Source organism: Sulfurospirillum diekertiae, assembly GCF_002309535.1.
Classification (GTDB): Bacteria; Campylobacterota; Campylobacteria; order Campylobacterales; family Sulfurospirillaceae; genus Sulfurospirillum; species Sulfurospirillum diekertiae.
In genome coordinates this window covers 1,691,841-1,709,317 of the sequence record NZ_CP023275.1, presented here as the reverse complement: position 1 = coordinate 1,709,317, position 17,477 = coordinate 1,691,841, and the positions used below count along the sequence as shown (strand labels likewise).

16 protein-coding genes are annotated in these 17,477 nt (G+C 37.9%); 8 read left to right on the top strand and 8 right to left on the bottom strand.

What is annotated here, in order from left to right:
* Nucleotides 1-8 precede the first annotated feature (8 nt).
* From SJPD1_RS08850 to SJPD1_RS08820, 7 genes are all read left to right on the top strand, one after another.
* Entirely contained in the window at nt 9-515 is a 507-nt protein-coding gene (locus SJPD1_RS08850) for a flagellar basal body-associated FliL family protein (RefSeq protein ID WP_096046831.1), read from the top strand.
* On the top strand, nt 516-1,316 hold the full coding sequence (locus SJPD1_RS08845) for an ATP-binding protein (protein WP_096046830.1): 801 nt from the start codon (nt 516-518) through the stop codon (nt 1,314-1,316).
* Nucleotides 1,306-1,950: a CDC27 family protein gene (locus tag SJPD1_RS08840; protein WP_096046829.1), complete on the top strand. Its 645-nt coding sequence runs from the start codon at nt 1,306-1,308 to the stop codon at nt 1,948-1,950. The genes SJPD1_RS08845 and SJPD1_RS08840 overlap by 11 nt, the downstream gene beginning before the upstream one ends.
* Nucleotides 1,947-2,483, top strand: a complete 537-nt coding sequence (locus SJPD1_RS08835) for a hypothetical protein (protein ID WP_096046828.1) — start codon at nt 1,947-1,949, stop codon at nt 2,481-2,483. The genes SJPD1_RS08840 and SJPD1_RS08835 overlap by 4 nt, the downstream gene beginning before the upstream one ends.
* 68 nt (nt 2,484-2,551) lie before the next feature.
* On the top strand, nt 2,552-4,582 hold the full coding sequence (locus SJPD1_RS08830; protein WP_096046827.1) for an ATP-dependent helicase: 2,031 nt from the start codon (nt 2,552-2,554) through the stop codon (nt 4,580-4,582).
* A 228-nt stretch (nt 4,583-4,810) separates the two neighbouring features.
* Nucleotides 4,811-5,203, top strand: coding sequence for a rhodanese-like domain-containing protein (locus SJPD1_RS08825; protein WP_096046826.1), 393 nt, complete (start codon nt 4,811-4,813; stop codon nt 5,201-5,203).
* Between the two features lie 8 nt (nt 5,204-5,211).
* Nucleotides 5,212-6,948, top strand: coding sequence for a thioredoxin domain-containing protein (locus SJPD1_RS08820; protein ID WP_096046825.1), 1,737 nt, complete (start codon nt 5,212-5,214; stop codon nt 6,946-6,948).
* 38 nt (nt 6,949-6,986) lie between these two features.
* On the opposite strand, the gene SJPD1_RS08815 is transcribed toward SJPD1_RS08820, so the two are convergent.
* From SJPD1_RS08815 to SJPD1_RS08780, 8 genes are all read right to left on the bottom strand, one after another.
* Nucleotides 6,987-7,634: a homing endonuclease associated repeat-containing protein gene (locus SJPD1_RS08815; RefSeq protein ID WP_096046824.1), complete on the bottom strand. Its 648-nt coding sequence runs from the start codon at nt 7,632-7,634 to the stop codon at nt 6,987-6,989.
* 249 nt (nt 7,635-7,883) lie between these two features.
* Nucleotides 7,884-9,755, bottom strand: a complete 1,872-nt coding sequence (gene htpG, locus SJPD1_RS08810) for a molecular chaperone HtpG (RefSeq protein WP_096046823.1) — start codon at nt 9,753-9,755, stop codon at nt 7,884-7,886.
* A 145-nt stretch (nt 9,756-9,900) separates the two neighbouring features.
* Complete coding sequence (locus SJPD1_RS08805) at nt 9,901-10,587, bottom strand: lysophospholipid acyltransferase family protein (RefSeq protein ID WP_226372177.1); 687 nt, start codon at nt 10,585-10,587, stop codon at nt 9,901-9,903.
* A complete protein-coding gene (locus tag SJPD1_RS08800; RefSeq protein ID WP_096046821.1) occupies nt 10,565-11,656 on the bottom strand; it encodes a hypothetical protein in 1,092 nt (363 codons plus the stop codon). Before SJPD1_RS08800 ends, SJPD1_RS08805 begins: the two co-directional genes overlap by 23 nt.
* Before the next feature lie 4 nt (nt 11,657-11,660).
* On the bottom strand, nt 11,661-12,332 hold the full coding sequence (gene purQ, locus SJPD1_RS08795) for a phosphoribosylformylglycinamidine synthase subunit PurQ (RefSeq protein WP_096046820.1): 672 nt from the start codon (nt 12,330-12,332) through the stop codon (nt 11,661-11,663).
* Nucleotides 12,326-12,571 carry a phosphoribosylformylglycinamidine synthase subunit PurS gene (gene purS / locus SJPD1_RS08790; RefSeq protein WP_096046819.1) on the bottom strand — a complete coding sequence of 82 codons (246 nt, stop codon included), beginning with the start codon at nt 12,569-12,571 and terminating at the stop codon, nt 12,326-12,328. Before purS ends, purQ begins: the two co-directional genes overlap by 7 nt.
* Before the next feature lie 21 nt (nt 12,572-12,592).
* The gene (purC, locus tag SJPD1_RS08785; RefSeq protein WP_096046818.1) at nt 12,593-13,306 is read right to left on the bottom strand and encodes a phosphoribosylaminoimidazolesuccinocarboxamide synthase; all 714 of its coding nucleotides are present in this window, start codon (nt 13,304-13,306) and stop codon (nt 12,593-12,595) included.
* Between the two features lie 14 nt (nt 13,307-13,320).
* Nucleotides 13,321-14,652: a S41 family peptidase gene (locus SJPD1_RS08780; protein WP_096046817.1), complete on the bottom strand. Its 1,332-nt coding sequence runs from the start codon at nt 14,650-14,652 to the stop codon at nt 13,321-13,323.
* A gap of 235 nt (nt 14,653-14,887) precedes the next feature.
* Between SJPD1_RS08780 and SJPD1_RS08775 the strand changes: the two genes are divergently transcribed.
* Nucleotides 14,888-17,461 (top strand): ATP-dependent Clp protease ATP-binding subunit, encoded by a 2,574-nt coding sequence (locus tag SJPD1_RS08775; RefSeq protein ID WP_096046816.1) that lies wholly within the window; start codon nt 14,888-14,890, stop codon nt 17,459-17,461.
* Nucleotides 17,462-17,477: the final 16 nt, after the last annotated feature.

The following is a 17,477-nucleotide window of genomic DNA, read 5'->3' as shown; positions in this document are numbered from 1 at the left end:
AGGGTCGTATGAAACGTCTTTTAACAGCAATTTTACTTTTACATGTAAGCCTTTTCGCAGAAACATTGGTGTTGGAGCATTTCAAAACCAATGTTTTTGCAAAAGCCGATAAAAAGCCTGTTGAAGTAACCGTTGGTTTAGTTTTTGAAGGCACTGATGTCAAAAAAAATGAGCATAAAGTTGTTGACGCCCTCAATATTGTTATAGGCAGTTATTTTGCAGAAGACCTTGTGACTTCTCGTGGAAAAGAGCTTTTAAAATCTACACTGATTACTTATGCCAAAAAAACCCATAATTTAGTGATTGATTCTGTGTATATTCAAGAGTTGACTGTTAAAACCAATCCAACCACACAAGAAATCGTTGATGCCATCAAAAAAGAGGGTGTTTTCCAACAGCAACAGCAACAAAACAGTGCACCCAAACAGCAATATCAATCCCAACCACAGCTCAATCTAGCACCTCCTCTTCCTAAAAGATCTCTCATTCCTGAGGAAAAAGCGGTTAATTTCTAGATGAAAGATTTTGAAGCTGCAAAAGAGTTTTTTAAAGACACGGTTGATCCTTCGTTGTATTTTGATAGTATCAGTGCTGAAATTGCTCGCAATAAACTCCAAGAAGCCATTGGCAATCCTGCTATTCCCCTTATGTTTATTATTGGTGATCCTGGTGTTGGGAAAAGTCATATCATGCGAGTCATGCACCATGCAACAGCACTTAAAACGACTACTGTTTTGATAGAGCACCCTTTTTTTGATCCACGTGATCTCTATAAAGAGCTTTATGAAGCGCGAGGCATGAACTTTGATAAAAATAAAAGTCAAGGCGAATTTTTAGATGATCTATTTGAAGCTTATGTAGGGACGTTGTGCACGATTTTTATTGATGAAGCGCAACTGCTAAATAATGATCAATTTGAGTTTATTCGTATTTTAAGTGACACAAAACTGTTTCAATTTGTACTGGCTATGCACAAAGACGAAGGTATCATTTTACTGAATAAAAAGCAATTTAAAACACGTACGAAGCTTGTCATTGAATATGGTAATCTCGAGGAAAATGAGATACTGCGTTATATTCAAACATTGCTTATGGGGCATATGCATGGTGATATTGCCCTCATGTTTTCTAAACATGAGGCGAAAGTCATTGCGCGTTATGCCAAAGGAAACTTTCGTACAATTAAAAAATTTCTCTATACGCTCATGAAGCTTCTTGATTATGCACAGAAAAAAAGCTTATCAAAATACCGAAAACTTAACAGCTGTCTTTTAACGATGGCAGCATTAGATATAGGACTCATTGATGACAAGTAGTCGTTTTGAAGAGTTAGAAAAACGTTGTGCAAGACTTAAAAAAATACGTATCATTCGTTTAGTTTCTTCCCTTGCCTTTTTATTTTTAGGTGCGTTTGGTATTTATTATTGGTTGAATCATACCCATCAAGGGATAAATGAAACAACAAATACATCGGTTCCTGAAATTAATGTGTCTATCCCCCTTCTTTCTGATATCAATGAGACGACAACACCAAGGGTAGAGGTTATACCGATATCACAAATGAAGACTTCATCAGAGACACTTTTTTTAGCACCACATGTGTATAAGGACAAGACTAAATTACCTTCTGCTGAGCTAGAAGAAGCCAAGAGATCGTTGAATGAAGAACAGCATTTGATAAAGGTATTTCAAGCGGAACAAAATTTTTCTAATGCGTATGCTTTGGCACATTTTTATTTTGAACGCAAATCGTATAGTGAAGTTATACTTTGGACTAAAGAGGCAAGCAAACGTGACTCACACTCTGATCTACCCTGGATTTTGTATGCAAAGGCAAAATTTTATCTGGGAGATAGAGCAGAAGCCATAAGGTCTTTAGAACTTTTTTTAGGCTATATTAATTCTAAAGAAGCACAAGAACTTCTAAATTTTTACAAAGGACAAGAATGAGAGTCGTTTTTGCATTATTGGGTGTCTTTTGGAGTTACATCTACGCATACTCTTATAACGATGTTTTAAGAGATTATGAGGCTAAAAATTTTGATAAAGTATGCAATGAAGGCAATGCTTTTATTCTGAAAAATGATAAAAATGAGCAAATCCTTGTTGCCATTGGTGATGCCTGTTCAAGAGTTGATTCAATCAATCCTCTTGGAAATATCAGCAAAAATCTTGTTAGCACGAAAGAATACCGCGAGAGTGGCTCTTATTTTGCGACATTGGTGCTTCAAAAAAAACTTATTTATCAATTTATGCACGACAATATTAATCTCAAAGAACTCAAACTCCCACGAACCAATCATGTCCTCTCAATAGTCTTTGAACAGCTTTCTAAAGGTAATTATGAAATCGTTGATAAACGTGTTGAAATCACAACACCGGAGATGAACTACTTATTATGGCTCTCAGATGATGATCCAAAAAAGGTTTATATCGACGAAAATAAAGATGGTAAGTTGGTTAAGCGTCATTGGTACCTATAAGGCTTTACTTTATTTTAGGGTGTTTTGGACTAAAATCCCTCCTCTAATTTTTTTACTCTAGGAATCTAATGCCTCTTAGTCGACTTAATGCTGAGCAAAGAAGTGCCGCAACAGCACCCTCAGGATATAATCTTATTATTGCCAGTGCCGGAACGGGCAAAACTTCGACCATTGTCGCGAGGATTGCTCACCTTCTCAATCATGGCACACACCCCTCTAAAATCTTACTGCTTACTTTTACCAATAAAGCTGCTGCTGAAATGCTTGAGCGCGTGGGTGTTTTCTTCGATAAAACGATTACTTCTCAAATCGAATCAGGCACGTTTCATGCGGTGAGTTACCGCCTTTTAAAAAAATTGGGACGCAATATCGTCCTCAAACAGCCTAAAGATCTCAAAATCTTACTCAAAAGTATTCACGATAGACGCCGTTTTGACCATATTGACTCAAGTGCAAAGGCGTACAGTGCAGCGTATTTGTATGATCTTTTTTCGCTTTATCAAAACAGTACCGTGACACAGAGCTTTACGGAATGGCTTGAGTCAAATGACAGCGAACACGGACTTTTTTTTGATATTTACGAAGATATTTTTGAAGAGTTTCAAGCACTTAAGCGTGAATTTGGATATGTCGATTTTAACGATCTTTTGATTTTGATGCGAGATACGCTCAAGGCTACCGATGCGCTTAATTTTGATGAAGTGCTCATTGATGAGTACCAAGATACCAACACGTTGCAGGGCTCGTTGATTGATGCTTTTCACTCTAAATCCCTCTTTTGTGTGGGAGATTATGATCAGAGTATTTACGCGTTTAATGGCGCCAATATTGACATCATCGGCTCTTTTGCCACGCGCTATCCCAATGCCAATGTATTTACGCTCAATAAAAATTACCGATCATCCCATAAAATTCTTTCCTTAGCTAACCGTGTCATTGAAAAAAATCCAAGGTTATATGAAAAAAGGCTTGAAGTAACGCGTGATGGTACATTTGAAGCACCAAAACTTTTAATCTATGATGAGCTTTTTTCCCAGTATCAGGCGATATCAACGCTCATTAAGCATTCTACGCATGCACCTGCCGACATTGCCGTTATTTTTCGCAATAACTCTACTGCCGATGGTATTGAAGCCACTCTACGTGAGCAGGGCATTGCTTGTAAGCGAAAAGGTGGGATCAGCTTTTTTGACTCAGCCGAAGTCAAAGCGATGCTCGATCTTGTTGGCGTGGTCGTTAATCCTAAAGATATGATGGCGTTTATTCATAGTTTTGAATACGCCAGAGGTGTGGGAAGTTCGCTTTCCAAAGAGCTTTTTGATGGACTTTTTAAACTGGGTAATGGCAATATCTACCAAGGTTTTTTCAATCCCAGAGAGGATGTGGAAGACATTTTTAAAAAACGGGCTAAAAACCATCAATTAGGACTTTTTGATGACATTATTGATTTAGGGAGTGTCAGTCGCTTTTACAATTTTGGCTTTGAAGAGCTTTTTCTCTCCAATCCTATTTTGAAACATCCAAAGTTGACCACTGATGGTGCGAAGTTTCTACACCAGTTTTATAAGTTTATGAAACATGCGACACGTATTAAAACACCGCAAAGCCTTATCAACCATGTCTTAAGTTCTGAAGTCTTTAGTGCGATTGCTGAAGTTTTAGCTATTAAGCGCACGATTAAAAAAGATGGAACCATTGATGAAAAACTCAAAGCAGAAGCACGTGCACGCATCTTTCGAAAAGGGCATTTGCTGAAAGATTTGGCGAGTGGTTACGCTTCGAGTGAACGTTTTTTAAATGCGCTGACGCTTGGAAGTAATGAAATGAGTGAAGGTGAAGGGGTTAATTTACTCAGTATTCATGCGAGTAAAGGGTTGGAGTTTAAAGAGGTGTATGTCATCGACCTTATGGACGGGCGTTTTCCTAACCGAAAATTGATGCAAAAGGGTGGAAGCTTAGAAGAAGAGCGTCGCCTCTTTTATGTGGCAACCACACGGGCAAAAGACATGCTCATTCTCTCCTATGCCAAATACGACAAGATCAAAAAAATCAGCTACACCCATTCACCTTTTTTAGTTGAAGCGGGAATGGTACATTAATAGCCTTTTGCATAACCTATTGAAAAAAGAGTATCACTCATAGCACATCACTTTTCAAAACTAAAAACATCGCCATAGCTTTGGCTATGACTCTATTTTGAGTTTTAAAAATTAACGCACTCTAAGCACACTCTTTATCTTTTCAAAGGTTATGAAAAAGCCTATAAATTTTAAAGTTCTGCTAACTTAAAAGAGATAAAATAACTCCTAAAAAGAGAGGAGTTTTTTATGTCCAAAATCTTACTGCTTATAGCCCTTTTTACAACCTTTTTATTTGCGGAATTACGCCATGTTGATGTAAGCGAAGAGGTTGTTAAAAGTGGTATTAAAATCATTGATATTCGAACCATGCCAGAATGGAAAGAGACTGGAATGGTTAAAGATGCTATCCCGCTCACTTTTTTTGATGAGCAAGGACGTTATGACGCAGATAGTTTCATGAAAGAGCTTGATAAGTATGTGAGCAAAGATAAAGAGTTTGCTGTGATTTGCAGAACGGGTAGCCGAAGTGCGGCTGTGACTGAGCTTCTTTCAAAGCAAGGTTACAAAGTGGTCAATCTTAAAGGCGGTATTAAATCTTTAATGCGCAAAGGTTATACTCCTATAGCCTATAAGCCTTAGGTCGTACGATGTATACCAATGAGCTGATCCACGAGGATTCTCCTTACCTTCTTCAACACGCGCACAATCCTGTAAACTGGATGGCGTGGAGCGATAAAGCGCTTGCCAAAGCCAAAAAAGAGAACAAGCTGATTTTTCTCTCCATCGGGTACAGTACTTGTCATTGGTGTCATGTGATGGAGCGAGAGACGTTTGAAGATGAAGTGAGTGCTAAAGTGCTCAATGACTCTTATGTGAGCATCAAAGTGGACCGTGAAGAGATGCCAGACCTTGATAAATACTACCAAGATGTGCATTATCTGCTCACCCAGCGCTCGGGTGGATGGCCGCTCAGCATTATTATGACTCCCTCACAGCAAGTCATTTTTGCAGGAACGTATCTGCCGCCACAAAGTGCTCATGGGCGTATGGGATTTCGGGAGCTTACGAGTTTTATCAAAGGCAAATTTGACGATGATTTAGCAGAAATTCAAAAGAGTGCGCAAAGCATCGAAGCGGCCATCAAGCATTACGAGCGCAGTTTTGAGCAAAAGGAGAGCATTCATACGGACACGGTCATTGAAACGTTTGTGAGCAAAGTAAAGGCGAGCTATGACGAGGTTTCCAAAGGCATTGGCAGTGCTCCGAAGTTTCCCCATGCTTCGACGTGGAATGCCCTTTTAGATATTTATCACAAAACAGGTAATCTAGAAGCGTTGTACATGAGCGAAGATGCCTTAAATGCGATGGCACGAGGTGGTATAAATGACCAAATCGAAGGTGGCTTTTACCGTTACAGTGTCGATGAGAGCTGGGTAATTCCTCATTTTGAAAAGATGCTTTACACCAATGCTGAACTCATCGAAGTCTATGCTAAAGTGTTTAAAATCACGCAAAAACCTTTCTTTCAAGAGGTGATTGACACAACCATCGAAGCAATGGATGAGCGATTTTTAAAAGAAGGTTTGTACCTTAGTGCCAGCGATGCGGACAGTGAAGTAGAAGAGGGCAAATACTTTGTTTTTGGGTTTGCTGAGGCTAAAGAGGCTCTGTTAAACGGAGGGTTGAATGAGGTTGAAGCAAAAGCCGTGATGGACTATTTTGGTATCACCAAATTTGGTAATTTTGAGCACCAGAGCACCAATCCTACGCTTACATGTAACGAGAAACCTGCACGTTTGGATGAAGCGATTGCGATTTTAAAGGAGGAGCGTCAAAAGGTGGCGTATCCGTTTATTGACACGAAAATTTTGACCGCGTGGAATGCTTTGATGGTTACGGCTCTTTTTGAAGCAGGCAAGACTGAAAAAGCGAAAAATGTGCTAGACACGCTTCTCAAGACTTTACATGTAAACGGTGTTTTGTACCACCAAATGGTTTTAGGCGGTAGTTTGAAAGTGGAAGCGTTGCTGGAAGATTATGCTTTTGTGATTGAAAGTTTATTGCGCGGTCATGCACATACAAAAGAGGCTCGTTACGTAGAGTTGGCAAAAAAACTAAGCCATGAAGCTGAACATAAGTTCTACAAAGAAGGCACGTGGTTTCTCTCCGACAAAGCGTTTCGTGCCAAAGCCGTCTTGGAAGACAACAGCTACAAAAGCCCGCTTTCTACCATGATAAAAAATCTTTTTGAATTAGCCAAAATAGAGGATGATACGGCGCTTTTTATAAGAGCCAAAGATATGTTGGAGAGTTTTGGAACGAGTATTCAAAAGTACGCTCACGCATACCCTGAAGCGGTGAGGGCAATCACACTTTACATGTAAAAAGTTAAAAGTTTAGCCCCCTTTTCCCTTCTGATTTGTTAAACACTCTCGTCATTCCCTTTTCCTAAGTTACATTTATCACAGAGAGTTTGCAAATTTTCTTCACTATTATCTCCGCCTTTTGAAAATGGCTTGATATGGTCAATATGTAAAGCAATCCCAAGATGAGTTGCAGGGCTTCTGCCACATTTTATGCATCTATAATTATCTCTTTTAAGAATTTTTAATCTGACTTTTTCATTTATGTATCTTGTCTTTTTGGGTTTTTCTTGTATCAATTTAACAAATTCAATATCATTTTCTTTGTATTCAATAAAAGCTTTACAGGCATTCATCCAACCTCCAAATCTCGAATCATAAGGTTTGGTAGAATATAGAGATAAAGGCTTTGTTATTTCACTATATTTTGGTTGTCTTCCAAGAGTACGCCAAATAATTTCAAGATTTTCAAATAGCTTTTCATCTGGAATGTTTTGTTCAATGGAAACTTTCAAATTAGCCGCATCTAAAGCTTTATTCCAAGAACCAAATCTATTTTGAAATGTACCCTTATTGAAATTTCCATATTGTGCATAGTCTGTTTGAGTAATTTTGTCTTTTCCCAACAAGCCTGCGACTCGTTTTAAATCATCAAGTAATTCTTCATCAGTAAAGTATTTTGCATTTGTTCGTAATTCAAATTTCATTCAAACTTTGCCCTTGTGTGTTTAACTATTTATTCAACGAACATTATATACAAAACAGTCTGATATACTTAAATAAATGAACATGATAAGACGGGCTAAACTTTTAACTTTTTGTATTCTCTGTCCGCATGTTACAAACATTAAAAGTCGTGTGTGGCATTTTATGAAAATGGAGATTTGATGTAGCTTAGAAAGGTAAGGCAGTTCTCTTTTACATGTAAGGAAAAATCCTTACATGTAAAACTATTTTTAAAGTGCTTTAGCGATAAAACGGTTAAGTCTTTTAGCAAAGGCTGCGGTATCGTCGATCTTCATGCCTTCTTGAAGTTTAGCTTGGTCAAGAAGTAAGAAAGCGACATCATTAAGCTCTAGCAGATCAGATTTTGCACTTAATTTTTTGAAAATTTCATGCTCAGGGTTAATCTCTAAGATAGGTTTTACGGTTGGGAGATTGTCTTGTCCCATCTGTTTGAGCATCTGTTGCATTTGGAAATCGGGGTCATTTTTGTCGTACACAAGGCATGAAGGAGAGTCACTCAAACGGCTAGAGATTTTGACATCTTTCGCATCATCTTTGAGGATTTCTTTCATTTTGACCAAAATCTCTTTGTAGGTTTTCTCGTCTTCTTCAACTTTGGCTTTGTCTTCTTTGATCTCTTCGTCGATGTCTGAGTTATTGACGGGTTTTATCGGAGTTTTATCGTATTCTCCGACCATTGGGAAGACGATAGCATCGACTTCTTCATCAAGAAGTAATACTTCAATATCTTTGGCTTTAAACTGCTCAATGAGTGGAGAGTTACGAAGGATGCGCTCATTTTCACCGGTGATGTAATAAATACTTTTTTGATCCTCTTTCATCGCCTCTTTATACTCTTTAAGACTCACTAATCCATCGCGTTTAGACGATTTGAACAGAACAAGCTCTAAAAGTGCTTCTTTATTGTCCCAGTCATTGTAAAGTCCCTCTTTAATGACGCGACCGAAGTTTTTATAGAACTCTAGGTATTTTTCTGCATCTTTTTCTTTGAGAGATTTGAGTTCACTCAAAATCTTTTTAACAGAAGCTTTTTTGATGGTCTCTAAGACTTTGTTTTGCTGTAAAATCTCACGGCTGACATTAAGTGGCAAGTCTTCCGCATCGATGATACCTTTGACAAAGCGAAGGTAGGTTGGAAGCAACTCTTTTTCATCATCGGTAATAAACACACGTTTAACGTAGAGTTTAACACCTGGTTTATAGTCCATTCTAAACAAATCCATTGGCGGTGTTGAAGGAATGTAGAAGAGAGTGGTGTACTCCAAGGTACCTTCTGCTTTGGTGTGGCTCCAAAGAAGCGGATCGGTGCTATCGTGAGAGATTTGTTTGTAAAAATCTTTATACTCTTCAGGTTTGATTTGGCTTTTGGCTACCGTCCAAAGTGCACTGGCTTTGTTGATTTGCTCGTTTTTGATCTCGGTGCTTTTTTCTTTGCCTTCATCGTCATACTCTTTGACTTCTTTATCCATAAAAATAGGGAATTGAATGTGGTTGGAGTATTTTTTGATGACCTCTTGAATGCGGTAAAACTCTAAAAATTCATCTTCATCGTCTTTAAGATAAAGGGTAATCGATGTTCCATGACCTTCTTTTGCAATTTCGGTGATTTCGTAATCCGCGCCTGCCATAGAACTCCACATGTACGCTTTGTCTTCGCCTGCTTTACGGCTTACCACTTCAATTTTGTTGGCAACCATAAACGCTGAGTAAAAGCCAACACCAAATTGACCAATGAGGCTTGAATCTTTCTTTTTGTCGCCGCTGAGATTTGCTAAGAATGATTTGGTTCCACTTTTTGCAATGGTACCAAGATTTTCGACCAACTCTTCTTGGTTCATACCGATACCGCTGTCGCTGATAGTGAGTGTTTTAGCTTCTTTATTGATCGCAATATCAATGCGTGGTATGTAGGAAAGTGCTTTATATTTTTCATCCGTTAATGTGAGGTAACTCAGTTTATCAAGTGCATCAGAAGCATTGGAAACAAGCTCACGTAAAAAAATCTCTTTGTTGGAGTAGAGGGAGTGAATCATCAGGTCTAAAAGCTGAGTGACTTCGGTTTGAAATTGATGTTTTGACATAATCTATCCTTTGTGATGTGTGTAATTTGGATTTATCAAAGAGCTTTACATGTAAAAAAGTTTTTTGATAAATCCAAAAAATTGCGTAATTTTAGCAAAAATGTAAGAGTTTAAAAGCCACTTTTGTGGCTTTTAAACGTTGATATTAAGAAGCCAATTCGAGAGCTAATCTCTCTTCCATTGCATGGTACATTTTCTCAAACCACTGTTCATCCTCTTTAGGATTAATTGGGTCAAGATAGATCACCTTAACCGCACCGCCATGGGCATCAAGGCTTTTGGAATCAAGAATATGTCGAGCTCCCACAATGATGGTAGGCTGTACAATCAAGTCTAATTTTTCAGCCAAAACTTTCGCGCCACTTTGGAACTTTAGAAGCTTATCTCCATGTCCGCGTGTACCTTCAGGAAACATGGCAAGAACACGTCCTTCACTGATGCGCTCTTTTCCCTCTTTAATCATTTTGATGATAGAGCGTTTATCACTACGGTCAATGGAAATCATACGCGGTGCAGGAATAATATGCCCAAAAAGGGGAATGTCTTCAATCTCTTTTTTTGCAATCCAACAAAGATTTTTAGGATAAATAGTTTCAAGAGCGACAATATCGACAAGGCTTTGATGGTTCATGACTAAAAGTGTGGTCAACGGCGATGCTTCACCTATTTGTTTGATGCTAAAGCCCATTAAAAAGGTTTGTAATCGTCCCCATGTACGTCTTATTGCGTGTGTATGGTTACGAAAAGCATACATTAAAATAATGATCATAAGAACGGTGATGACAAATTCTATCATCACATAAAAGCCTCTAATTTTTGCTAATATTTTCACGCGTTGTCCATCCAATTTTTCCATCAGGAAGTAAGATTTTAATGTAATTTTCTCGCTCTCCTAATTTTTCAACATCTAAGATTTTGCTGCTTGTAAAAAAGACTGTTGATCTTTCTGTTGGAAGAATCATAACGCTACTATTATTCTTAAGTTTAACGTTATTGAGAGGATTTTGGTCAAAGAAATAGAGTCCCAAAAATACGAGAGAAATGATCAAATAGTACCATTTTCGACGTTTGATTAAAACAATAAAGAAAATAAAGGAGAGTGCGCCATACGCAACACTTTTATAAAACTCAAAAATACTCTCTTTGGGGTTAAGTCCTAGTTGGGTACTGACTTCATCACTTTCTATCACCATTGGGAGAGTGATTTTATTAAATTTATTTGTTGGCAAGTCAAAATAGGTAAAATCAAAGCTTTTTTGATAATTTGGAACGATAGCATAGTAGTAGATTTTTTGGCTTGTGCCTGTTTCTGAAAAAGAATCAATGCCACTTTTTGCAATACCGCTGAGTTTAAAGTCCTTTAAGTTAGCCCCTGTTGTCTCGATTTCGAGAACAACAATGACATTTTTACCATCAAAAGTTGTCGTTTTGTATTTGTTGATGGTTAAGCTTTGTGCAATGACATTGCTGAAAAAAGGATCCATTTTGAGTTGAATAAGCTGGGAAGGCAGTGTTAATGCAAGTGCTTCACTTTCAACGGGTTCTTGCTGTTGAATCAAAGCAACATTGAGGCGTGGCATAATAGCCGTTTTAGAGTTTATTTTGAAATAAAAGGTATTGTAATAGGTGTTATCAACAGAGCGTTCCCAAGGATTTTGTGGGTTGATAACATCAACACCTGATGCACCTAAAAATGTTGTATTCATCGCATCAATTTTATTATTTGCGACAATAGCTTTAATTTTAATAGGGAAAACTTGTCCTACATAAACTTTTTGAGGAATCTCTTCGATTGTGAGAAAAAGGGATTTAGCTTGTCCTGAAAATGTACTCTCTTCCGCCAATAATGAAGAGAAAAATAACGTAAAAGAGAGTACAAAGAGTGTTAAGATTTTTTTCATTAATTTAATTTATAAAACCATTAAGCATTTTGACACCATCGTCAGAACCAAGTATCTGCTCAATCGCACGCTCTGGATGAGGCATAAGTCCAAAAACATTTTTAGCTTTATTACAAATGCCAGCAATGGAATCCACAGAGCCATTTGGATTTTGTACATTTCCTTTTTCATCACAATAGGTAAGAAGAACTTGGTGGTTATCATAAAGTTCTTTGAGTCCTGCTTCATCAATGTAAAAGCTACCTTCACCATGAGCAATGGGAACATTTAAAAGTTCACCTATTTTGCATTGACGTAGAAAAGTATTATCATTGTTTACTACTTTGAGATGATGAAACTGTGAGATGAAATGAACATTCTCATTACGCTTCATAGCACCTGGAAGTAAGCGTGCTTCTACAAGCATTTGAAAACCATTGCAAATGCCAAGGACTTTGCCGCCGTTATTTGCAAACTCAATAACAGCTTTCATAATAGGAGAAAATTTAGCAATAGCAGCACTTCTTAAGTAATCGCCATAACTAAAACCACCGGGAAGAACAACTAAATCAGTTCCCTCCGGTAGCTTTTCTTCTTTATGGAAAACAAGGACAACATCTTGCCCTAGTTTTTCAAAAGCATATTTAGTATCGATTTCACAGTTTGTTCCTGGAAATACGGCAACAGCAACTAGCATGTTGGGAACTCAATCGTATAGTCTTCAATAACGGTATTGGCTAAAAGCTCATCGCACATAATTTTGACTCTCTTTTCAGCACTTGCCTTATCACTTTGTTCAATATCAAGAATGATCTGTTTTCCTATACGTACATCATTTACTTCATCGAATTTTAAAGAAGAGAGTGCATGATGAACTGCTTTACCTTGTGGGTCTAAAACGCCGTTCTTGAGTTGAATATTGACAATAACTTTCATAGTATATTTTTTCCTTTGATTTTAGTGCGACAAGATACGTTTCAAGACCTCTTCGTAAGCAACTTTTACATCACCTATCCCTTGTCTAAATCTGTCTTTATCTAGTTTTTCATTGGTATCCATATCCCAGAAACGGCAGCTATCAGGGCTGATTTCATCAGAAAGAAGGATGTTACCATCTTTATCAACACCAAATTCAACTTTAAAATCAACGAGTTTGAGCTTACGCTCAGCGAAAAAGCTTTTCATAATAGAGTTGATTTCGCGACCAAGGCGTTTGAGCTCTTCAAGGTCTGATTCACTCTTGACAAGATTAAGCAGTAAACAGTGCTCATCATTAATGATAGGGTCACCAAGCGCATCATCTTTATAATAAAATTCTACGAGTGTAAAAGGAAGTACCGTACCATCTTTAATCGCAAGACGTTTTGCTAAAGAGCCTGTCGCTATATTTCTAACAACGACTTCAATAGGAATAATTTTAACTCTTTTAATCAGTTGCTCTGTATCATTCAGTGTTTTGACCAAGTGTGTTTTAATTCCGTGTTTTTCAAGAAGGTGAAACAGTTGTGTACTAATTTTACAATTTAGTGCGCCTTTTCCTGCTTCATTGCCTCTTTTCTCTGCATTAAATGCTGTCAAATCATCTTTAAACTCTGAAATTAAAAGATTTTCATCATCTGTTAAAAAAAGTTTTTTACCTTTACCTTCGTATAACATTTCACCTTTATTCACCGATTGCTCCTCAATTATTTTTTGATAGAAAGTACTTTGATGGTATCAACAGCACTTTTTAGTTGTAGGTCTTTGAAAAGATTTTCTTGACTTACGATCTCTTTATCTGCTTTCGTTTGATCTTTTGTTTTGGTTTTTGGTTTCTCTTTTGTCTCTGCCGTTTTATTGTCATCTACTTTTTTAAGTTCACTCTCTAAATGTTTTTTAAGATCTTTTTCTTTAAGGGACTGCTCATTGCTTTTATGTGGTACATCACCAGGATAAACAGTAATATCTGGAATAACACCTTCTGCTTGGATTGTACGACCACTTGGTAGGTAATAACGAGCAATGGTTAAACGAATTGCTTCATTATCAACGACAGGAAGCACAGCTTGAACACTTCCTTTACCAAAAGTTTTTTCACCAATAATGATGGCACGTTTATGATCTTGAAGGGATCCACTTACAATTTCACTTGCACTAGCACTACCGCCGTTGACGAGAACAACAAGAGGAGTTTTGGTATTGCTACCTGCTTTGGTAGCGCGATACTCTGCATTTTCTGATTCTACACGACCTTTTTGTGAAACAATAATTCCGTCATCAACAAAAAGATCTACAAGACCTACGGCCTGATTTAAAAGTCCGCCAGGATTGTTTCTAAGATCAAGAATAATACCTTTAGTGTTTTTGTTTTTATTCAAGGCGTCTTGTACGTCACCTACAATATTTTTGTCAAAGTTTACAACACGTACATAGAGAATATTTTCATTTTCAATTGTTTTAGAATAGACTGATTCGATTTTAATGATGTCACGAACAATAGCAATTGTAAGAGGTTTGCTCTCACCTTCACGTACTAATGTAAGCTCAATGCCCGTACCGGGTTTACCACGCATAATATTGACGGCTTCATCAATGGTCATATTGAGGGTTGCTTGTTTATTGATTTTGAGGATGATATCCCCCGCTTTTACACCAGCTTTATCTGCAGGTGTGCCTTCCATTGGGGCAATAACGGTCAGTGCACCATCTTTTTGACCCACGGTGATTCCAAGTCCACCAAATTCGCCATCGGTTTGGATTTTAAGGTCTTTAAAATGTTTTTCATCGAGGTAAGAGGAGTGCGCATCTAGGTTTGTTAAAAGCCCTTCAATAGACTTTTTAATAATGTCATCAATTTTGATGTCATCAACATAATATTTTTCAATCGTCGCTACAACGCGTGTAAACTTTGCTAAAGAGGCAAGACGACTTTTTTCGCCTTCAGCATTGTCAGCCGCAAAGAGAGTTGAAGAAAACAGGGTGGCAATACCCAAAAACGTGGCAAAAAAGCCAACGGTAGCAAATGGTAAGTGTTTCATAGCGTGTGTATGCTCCTAGCATGATATGCATATTATTTGTGGTGAAGATTATAGTGGAGTTTCCCTAAATTTTGTATGAATGCACGGATGCAATTATAAATATTTTCAGTAGTTTTAGGCTTTAAATTATAGTCGTAGTGAAACAAAAGTAATGCTCTATTACTAAATAAACTTGACATCAATAGACTAAAGTTGTAAAATTATAGAAATACAATAACACCTTAGGAGGTACTTAATGGACTCACTTTTTGAACAACTCACCAATCAAATGCGAGAAGCAATCGAGAGTGCTATTAGCCTTGCACTGCATTCAAAAAATTCTGAAGCAACCCCTTTACATGTAACGTGGGGGCTCATTACGAATTCAGCTTCTATTCTCAATCAGGTTTTCAATAAAATGAATATTGATAAGAGTGCTATAGAACTTGAAGTAAAGAGCGAAGTTCAAAAACTTCCAACAGCATCCCATGTAACAAAGGAAAGCATCTCAATTTCTCGCAGTCTTGTTGAAACATTACAAAAAGCCGAAGGTTTAATGAAACAAAAAGGCGACAGTTATCTTTCCGTGGATACATGGTTACTTGCAAACATCGACAGTGATCCACTCAAAAAGATTTTAGGAAAATATCTTGATCTTTTACAGTTTAAGAAAAATCTTGAAGCACTGCGTGGTGGTAAAAAGATTGACAAACAAAGTAGCGATGAAAATTTGGAATCGCTTGATAAATATGGTATTAATTTAACAAAACTTGCCGCTGAGGGCAAACTCAATCCTGTGATTGGGCGTGATGAAGAGATCCATCGAATGATGCAAATTTTAATTCGTAAAACCAAAAATAACCCAATTTTAATTGGGGAACCAGGAACGGGTAAAACAGCGATTGCAGAAGGGTTGGCACTAAAAATTTCGCATAACGATGTGCCTCTTAGTCTTCAAAATAAAAGCGTGATTGCTTTAGATATGAGCGCGCTCATTGCAGGTGCAAAGTATCGTGGTGAGTTTGAAGACAGACTTAAAGCGGTTATTGATGAAGTGAAGAAAAGCGGCAATATCATTTTATTTATCGATGAGATTCATACGATTGTGGGAGCAGGGGCGAGTGAAGGCAGTATGGATGCTGCCAATATTTTAAAACCAGCTCTAGCGCGTGGTGAGCTTCATACGATTGGTGCTACAACACTCAAAGAGTACCGTAAATATTTTGAAAAAGATGTGGCTTTGCAACGTCGTTTTCAACCTGTTACGGTCAATGAACCTAGCATTAACGAAGCACTTCAAATTTTACGGGGCATTAAAGAGAGTCTTGAAGCGCACCATCACGTCACGATTATGGACTCAGCGCTTGTGGCAGCGGCAAAGCTTAGTTCTCGTTACATTAGTGACCGTTATTTACCGGATAAAGCAATTGATCTTATTGATGAAGCAGCCGCAGAGCTTAAAATGCAAATTGAGAGTGAACCCACGGAATTGAGTCGTATTAAACGGCTGATAAGCACGTTGATGGTTGAAAAAGAAGCGCTTTTGATGGAAAAAAATAAAAAGAATGAAGAACGCATTGGGATGATTGAAAAAGAGCTAGGCGATGCCAAAGAAAAACGCAATGCGCTTGAAGTTCAATTTGAAACGGAAAAAAATGTCTTTAATGATATTGCTTCCATTAAAACAAAATCCGAAGCATTGCGTCGTGAAGCCGAAAATGCTAAAAAGAACAGCGATTTTAACAAAGCTGCTGAAATTGAGTATGGCAAATTGCCTGAGCTTCTTAAACAAGAAGAAGAACTAAAAGCTAGATGGGAAAAGATGGTGGAGAGCGGCACACTTTTGAAAAACAGTGTGGATGAAGAGATGATCGCAACTATCGTGAGCAAATGGACAGGCATTCCGGTGAACAAAATGCTCCAAGGCGAAAAAGCCAAAGTGTTAGCGGTGGAAGAACATCTTAAAAAAGAGGTTGTCGGACAAGATGCGGCCATTCATGCAATCGGTCGAGCAATTAAGCGTAACAAAGCGGGGCTCAGTGAGCAAAATAAACCGATCGGTAGCTTCCTCTTTTTAGGACCAACGGGTGTGGGTAAGACGCAAAGTGCTAAAGCGCTTGCTAACTTTTTGTTCGATACGACAAAAGCATTGATTCGTTTTGATATGAGCGAATACATGGAAAAACATTCTGTCAGTCGTTTGGTCGGTGCGCCTCCAGGCTATGTTGGGTACGACGAAGGTGGACAACTGACCGAAGCGGTGCGTCGAAAACCATACAGTGTTGTGCTGTTTGATGAAATTGAAAAAGCACATCCTGATGTCTTTAATATTTTGCTCCAAGTACTGGATGAAGGTCGTTTGACGGACAATAAAGGCATTACGGTTGATTTTAAAAACACGATTATCATACTCACGTCTAACATTGCTAGCGATAAAATCATGGCATATGAGGGCGAAAAACGTACCGAAGAGGTCATGAAGGAGCTTCGTACACACTTTAAACCTGAGTTTTTGAACCGTTTGGATGACATTATTATCTTCAATCCTTTAACCGAAGATGGATTACGTGAGATCGTAACTATTATGTTCAAAGACATTGAAACCAAACTGGCTGCCAAAGAGATTAAAGCAGAACTTACCGTTGCGGCAAAAGCTTTGATAGCAGAAGCTGGGTTTGATCCTGTGTATGGTGCACGTCCACTTAAACGTGCTCTGTATGAACTCGTGGAAGATAAACTGGCGGAACTGATTTTGGAAGAGAAGTTGCACGAGGGCGAAAACATCGTCATTGATGCAAAAAATGGTGAAATCGTTATCCAACAACACTAAAATTCAACACTTCTTA